Consider the following 6,078-nt stretch of genomic DNA (forward strand, 5'->3'; position numbering starts at 1 on the left):
CCGCCGTGCCGCCGTGCCGCCGTGCCGCCGTGCCGCCGTGCCGCCGTGCCGCCGTGCCGCCGTGCCGCCGTGCCGCCGTGCCGCCGTGCCGCCGTGCCGCCGTCAGCGTTGCTGTTGCTGCCAGTGCCGGTGTCGTGCGGGTACGGGCGCCGGCCGGGGCGGGAACGCCTGCCGGGCCCGGCTCGGGATCCGCAGCGGCGTGGCCGCCCCGCACCGCCCGCCCCGCACCGCCCGCAGCCCCGCCCCGCCCGCAGCCCCGCCCCGTCGGCAGCCCGTCCCCGGGCCGCCGTGCCGCATGGCCGCCGGCGTGTCGAACCCGGCTGCGCCGCATGCCGGATGACGGGGCGGCGGGAAGGCGTGACGGACCTGCACCGGCTGCACCGGCCCCCCTGGAACGGGCACCCGGGAGGGGGAGGCGCATCCCGCCCGTGAGACCATCGCCCGGTGCGCCGACTCACCGTCCTGGGAACCAGTGCCGCCTACCCCGAAGCGGGCCGCGCCGCCAGCGGTTTCCTCCTCGAGTACGACGGGTACCGCCTCGTCCTCGACCTCGGCTACGCCACGTTCCCCCGCCTGCTCGGCCACACCCCGGCCGCCGGCCCGGACGCCGTCGTCATCACCCATGAACACCCCGACCACTGCGCCGATCTCAGCGCTCTGGCCCGCGCCCGCTACTTCGCCGGTCCCCGCCCGCCGCTGCTGCCCCTGTACTGCACGCCGGGCGTCGTGACCCGCGTCCAGGCGATGGAACCCAGCGAAGACCTCCGAGACGTCTTCGACATCCACCTCCTGCCCGCCGGCGCCGGTACCACCCACCGCCTGGGCCCGCTGCTTCTGGAGAGCGTGCCGCTGCCCCATCACGTCCCGCACGCGGGCGTGCGTCTGAGCGCTCCGGGCCTGACCCTCGCCTACAGCGGTGACGCGGGCCCCGGCCCGGCCCTGGAGCGTCTGGCCGCCGGTGCCGACCTGTTCGTCGCGGGCGTCACCGTGTGCGGCACCGGGCCGGGCGACCCGTATCTGCTCAGTGCCGCCCAGGCCGGGCGGTGGGCCCGGCGTGCGGGTGCCGCCCGGTTGCTGCTCACCCACTTCTGGCCCGGCACCGACCGCACCGTCGCGCTCGCCGAGGCCCGCCACACCTTCGCGGGCGACGTCACGGCCGCCGAGGAGGACCAGCACCTGCCCCTGTGACCGGCCCCCGCGCCCCGGCCGGCAGAACACGACGCCCCGTTCGCCGCCCCGGTCGCCCGCGTGGGCGCCCGCGCGGGCGTGCACGGGACGTCGGGCCGGCCGACTTCCCGCGTGGGGAGGAACGAGGCGGGCCGGTGCAGGGGTGGTGGTCAGGTGTGGTGGTCGAGCAGGGCCTGCAGGTAGTCCTCCAGACGGCGGGTCAGCAGGGCCGGGGTCAGGTCGGTGCGGCCCAGGTCGCGCCAGGGGACGGCGACCTTCTCGGCGTCCGGGGCGAAGGCGAGGGCGTCCAGCAGCCGCCAGTACAGGTGGCCGGTGCCCTCGTCGAGGACGCCGCCGGCCTCGCGGTAGCGGTCGGCGAAGGCCAGGCCGGCGGCGGGGCCGTGGAGCAGGGCCAGGGCGGTGGCGCAGTGGGCGACGTCCAGGTCGGCCGGGCCCCAGGAGGTCTCCACCCAGTCGACGACCCCGCTGACGGCCAGGCTCGCGCCGCTGCCGGTGAACAGCACGTTGCCGGGGTGGAAGTCGCGGTGCAGGAAGCACGGGCGGTGCGCGGGCGCCTCGCGGCGGATCCCCGCCACCGCCCGCGCCCACAGTGCGGGGCGCTTCGTGCGCTGGGGGACGCGCACGATGTCGGGCGCGGTCCACGCCTGCCAGGCGCGCGGACGCGACCGCTCGTCGACCTTCAGGGCGTGGACGGCGGCGAGCTGGGCGGCCAGCAGGTCCGCGCGCCGGCCGGTGTCCGCGTCCTCGGCCAGGCGCACCCCGCCGGGCAGGTGCGTCATCACCAGGGACGGGTGGTCGCAGGCCGCGCCGTGCTCGTCGAGGGCGCGCAGGCGCGCGGCCGGCACGCCACCGCCCTCCAGCAGCCCCAGCACGCGGGCCTCGCGCGCCAGCAGGGCCGGGGCGTGACGGCGGTAGAACGGGGTGACGAAGGAACGCAGCACCAGCGCGTACCGGCCGCGGCCGTCCGGGCGTTCGACGTCCAGGCGACGCATCCGCGAGGTCCATCCGCCCTTGAGCGCCGTCACCGCCGTGATCCGCTCGCCGGGCGCGAGCGCGCCCTCGGCCCACCGCAGGGTCGCGGCCCAGTCCCGCCCGCCACCCACAGCGGACCCGTCCCCGGACCTGTTCCCGCCGGACCTGTTCCGGTCCCCGCCGTCCCCGCTGTCCCCGTTCCCGATCACGGACCGACAGCCTACGCCCCGCCCCCGCCCCCGCCCCCGCCCCCGGTCCCGGCCTGCCCGTCACCGCGGCCCGCCCGGCGCGGGCTTCGTGACGGATGCTCAACTTCGGTGCGAGGACGGCCCGCAGGCCACTGTCCCGATGCCGTCGAGGTGTGACGGGCGGGCCGCGCCCGCCCGGGTGGGGCCCCCGGGCCCGGCACCGCCGGCCCGACGCCGGCCGCACGGGGGAGCCGTGCCGTGCCCGGGACCGTCGTCTTCGAGACCACCGGGGGCCCCGAGGTCCTGACCGCGTGCGAGAGCCCCCGGCGCCCGTCCGGGCCCGGTGAACCGCGCCTGCGCGCCGCCGGCCCCGGCCTCGACCACGCCGAGGCGCTCCTGTCGCCGTGCAGCCTGCCGGGTCGGCGCCGCCTCGGGCCTCGCCGTGGGCGGATCGGCGGGATGGCGTCGACGAGCGGGATCAGGGCCTGGCCGTCGTGGACGTTGGCCCCGGAGACCGCGAGCGACAGGGGCCGACCGGTGCGTTCGGCGAGCAGATCGATCTTCGACCCGAACGTGCCCCGACCGACAGGATTCGGACCTGCCGGCTCCCCCTTTCCCAGGGTCCGCATGGTCACCGAGTCGACCGCACGCCTCGACCGGGCCGGCTCGCCCCGCGCGCCGAGCTCGTCCGGGACGACCCGGTGGAGCCCGGCCGGCACCCCGGCCCTGCTCCACCCGGTGAAACGCCGGTGGGCGGTCGGCCCGGACGGACCGGAACACGGCGGCGGCCGGGCCCGCGTGCACCCCGACGCCGCGACGAACACGACCGCCGCCGCCACCTCGCGATCCCCGCAGCGGCGCCGCCCGCCGCCCTGGGGCCGGGCGGCGCCGCCGGCACCACCAGCCGGAACAGCTCCCACGACTCGTCCGGTACCAGGCGCTCCACGATCGTCACGGGAGCAGCCTGCAAGCCCGGACGAGATGCCTTCGAAGTCACCCGCGACGACGAACGCCCGTGCCGCGCCCTCGCCTTCGCCCCCGCCGGCCCGGCCGACGGCACCCTCGCCCCCCCGCCGACCGCGTCCCGGTGGGCCTCGACACCATCGCCGAGGCCCACCGCTGCCCGGAGAGCGGTACCCGGACCGGTGAGATCGTCCTCACCGGCACCGGCTGACCGGGGCCGTCACCGACCGACCGGCCGTCACCGGACGTGATCGGCCGTCACGTCGGCCGGGACGGGGCGCCCGCGCGCACCTCCGCGTCCGCCGCGGCCACCACCGCCGACAACAGCCCCGGGAAACGGCGCTCCAGCTCCTCGCTGCGCAGCGCGTTCATCTTGGTCGTACCCACGTAGTACTGGCGCAGCAGCCCCGCCTCGCGCAGCACACTGAAGTGGTGGCTGGAGGTCGAACGCCCCACCGGCAAGTCGAAGGAACCGCAACTCAGGTCGGCCATCGAGTGCGCCAGCGTGCGCACCACCGACCTGCGGGCCGGATCAGAGAGCGCCTCCAGCACCTGCTGGACGCTCACGTCCTCCACGCCAGGGTGCTCGATCATTCGCGCCGCCACGCGTGCCCGTCCCACACCCACCACCCCTTCCCAACGCTCGACCCCCGTCCGTCCAATGGTCAAAAACCGCGCCGCGTGCGCGACTTCACGCCCCGACGCTACTACGCCCGACCCATCTGCCACGCCCACCGCAACACCTCCGCAACACGCCCACGGAGATCGCGCGACACCGCCGCGAGGCCCCGCGCCCGTCGGCACGGGCCCCGGAGGCAAGGGCGCGGGGCAGCGGCGCAGGACGGGGGAGAGGGACCGGGCGGGCGCGGGACGGCCCCGCCCGGCGGGGCGCGGCAAACCGCCGGGGCGCCGTAGGTCAGGACGGTGCGCCCGCCGACGCGGGAACGGACGGTCGCGGTCGCCGGGCCGTGGCAGGCACGCCGGGGTCGGGGCACGGGCGCGGGGCCGTGGCAGGGACGCCGGGGCGGGGGAGAGGGGGCGGCGGGTGCGGGCCCGCCCCGGGCCGGTGTCGCGGATGCGGGTGGGGGCGGATACGGGTGGGCGGATACGGGTGGGCGGTTGCGGTGCGAGGGGAGGTGCGCCATGCGGGAGCGCCGTGCGCGGCGGGGTTCCGCGTGCCCCCGCCGCGGACGGCGGGGGCACGGGGATGCGGGGCCGCCGGGGCGGGGGGTGCCGGCGGGGGAGAGCGGGGTGACGCGGGACGCGCGCGGACGGGGAGAGGTGCGCGGCCCGGTCCGTTCCGGCCGCAGCGCCGTGGGGTGCGCCGGGGGCCGGCCGGAACGCCGGGCAAACGGGTCAGGCGGCGCGGGCCGGGGCCGGCGCCGGGCGGGGCAGGCGGGTCAGGGCGAGGGGTTCGAAGATCCCCATCAGCACCGGGTCCACCGGGCGCACCGCCGCCGGCGCGGGCGGCGCGGGGGTGGGGGTGCGCAGCAGGGCGAGGTAGAGCTCCTGGGTCTCGGCGGCCGGGTCGATGCCCAGTTCCTCGGCCAGGACCTGGCGCAGCTGCTGGTAGCAGCGCAGCGCCTCGGCGCGGTTGCCGGAGGAGGCGAGGGCCTCCATGCGGCAGCGGTAGGCGCTCTCGCGGAACGGGGCGCGGCGCACCGCCTCGTCGGCCCAGCGCAGCGCGTGGTGTTCCTCGCCGAGGGCGGAGGCCGCCAGGCTGGCGGTCTCCAGTGCGCTGATGCGCAGTTCCTCCACGTGTTCGCGCACCCCCTGGGCCCATTCGCCCTCGTGGTCGGGCAGGAACGAGCCGCGCAGGTTGGCCAGTGCCCCGGCGGCCAGCTGCTGGGCGACGGCGTGGCCGCCGCAGGCCAGCGCCTCGCCGGCCTCGCCCACGGCCGACGCCGCGGCCTCCAGGTCCACCGCCGCGTCGGCCGGCAGGCGCAGCACGTAGCGGCCGCCCTGCGCGATCAGAGGCGTGGCGCCGGGGCCCTGGCCGGGGTCGGTGACGAAGGCCCGCACCCGGCTGACCACGCTGCGCAGCGCGGAGGCCCAGGTGTCGGGCAGGCCGTCGGGCCAGATGGTGTCGGCCAGTTGGTCGCGGCTGGTGCCGCCGGAGCGTTCCAGGACCAGGCGGGCGAACGCCACCTGGGCCTGGGCGCTGGACAGGTGCTGCGGGGCACCGTCCTCGTGTTCGATCGCCACCAGACCGGTGAGGCGGATCAGCATCGCCGCGCCCCCGATCTGCCGGACGGACTGTCTTCCCTGAAGCCGTTCAACGTTGCTCCAACCCCCTTGAGCCAAAGCGGAAGTGACGGCCCGTGCCGGCCGTCGGCATGGGAAACCCGGAACAGAACAATTTCTCGCCGCCGACCAGCCGTTCGGTTTTCGGCGGATTTCGACCATACATTCGCCGCGAGGCGCGGTGTCAACACCGGTCGCGAAAACATACCCGCCGGCCGGTCGATGCGTCGTGGGCGCAGTGTTTTCCCACGTCAGAGCGTCATCGCAGGCCGGGGGAGCGGCTATTGCGGACGCCTTGCGCATCCTGCCGTAGAAATGTAGCCATCCTTGAGCACCCCGCGTGAAGGCTTCGAGAAAGACCGCCCGCAGCCGCCCCGGACCGCCCCCGCGCCCACCCCGTACCGCACCGCACCGGAAAACAGCCGGAATCCGGCCGGAGCACAACCGGACGGAAACCGGAAACAAACCGGAAGCGAAAAGCCGCGCCGCCCGCAGAACACCGCGCCACCCGAAAACGCCGCGC

5 protein-coding genes and 1 pseudogene are annotated in these 6,078 nt (G+C 77.0%); 2 read left to right on the forward strand and 4 right to left on the reverse strand.

Going from position 1 to position 6,078, the window contains the following annotated elements; translation table 11 throughout:
• Positions 1-444: 444 nt before the first annotated feature.
• Positions 445-1,188 (forward strand): MBL fold metallo-hydrolase, encoded by a 744-nt coding sequence (locus tag AB0D10_RS33370; protein WP_360262717.1) that lies wholly within the window; start codon positions 445-447, stop codon positions 1,186-1,188.
• Positions 1,189-1,337: 149 nt separating this feature from the next.
• Here AB0D10_RS33370 and AB0D10_RS33375 read toward each other — a convergent pair whose 3' ends face one another.
• The 4 genes and pseudogenes from AB0D10_RS33375 to AB0D10_RS33390 all read right to left on the reverse strand — a co-directional run bounded on the left by AB0D10_RS33375 (position 1,338) and on the right by AB0D10_RS33390 (position 5,540).
• Entirely contained in the window at positions 1,338-2,180 is an 843-nt protein-coding gene (locus tag AB0D10_RS33375; RefSeq protein WP_360262781.1) for an aminoglycoside phosphotransferase family protein, read from the reverse strand.
• Positions 2,181-2,746: 566 nt separating this feature from the next.
• Positions 2,747-3,303: pseudogene (locus tag AB0D10_RS33380) on the reverse strand (transposase); the annotation flags it as partial.
• A 266-nt stretch (positions 3,304-3,569) separates the two neighbouring features.
• Positions 3,570-3,905, reverse strand: a complete 336-nt coding sequence (locus AB0D10_RS33385) for a transcriptional regulator (RefSeq protein ID WP_360262718.1) — start codon at positions 3,903-3,905, stop codon at positions 3,570-3,572.
• A 762-nt stretch (positions 3,906-4,667) separates the two neighbouring features.
• Positions 4,668-5,540 carry a bacterial transcriptional activator domain-containing protein gene (locus AB0D10_RS33390; protein ID WP_360262719.1) on the reverse strand — a complete coding sequence of 291 codons (873 nt, stop codon included), beginning with the start codon at positions 5,538-5,540 and terminating at the stop codon, positions 4,668-4,670.
• Between the two features lie 342 nt (positions 5,541-5,882).
• Between AB0D10_RS33390 and AB0D10_RS33395 the strand changes: the two genes are divergently transcribed.
• A partial coding sequence (locus tag AB0D10_RS33395; protein WP_360262720.1) for a hypothetical protein occupies positions 5,883-6,078 on the forward strand: 196 nt, incomplete at its 3' end.

Source organism: Kitasatospora sp. NPDC048545, assembly GCF_040651155.1.
GTDB lineage: Bacteria > Actinomycetota > Actinomycetes > Streptomycetales > Streptomycetaceae > Kitasatospora.

What these genes read in the sequence shown, in the direction of transcription:
- AB0D10_RS33375 (WP_360262781.1), bottom strand. Translation starts at nt 2,180, where the DNA reads ATGCGTCGCCTGGACGTCGAACGCCCGGACGGCCGCGGCCGGTACGCG.
- AB0D10_RS33385 (WP_360262718.1), bottom strand. Translation starts at nt 3,905, where the DNA reads ATGATCGAGCACCCTGGCGTGGAGGACGTGAGCGTCCAGCAGGTGCTG.
- AB0D10_RS33390 (WP_360262719.1), bottom strand. Translation starts at nt 5,540, where the DNA reads ATGCTGATCCGCCTCACCGGTCTGGTGGCGATCGAACACGAGGACGGT.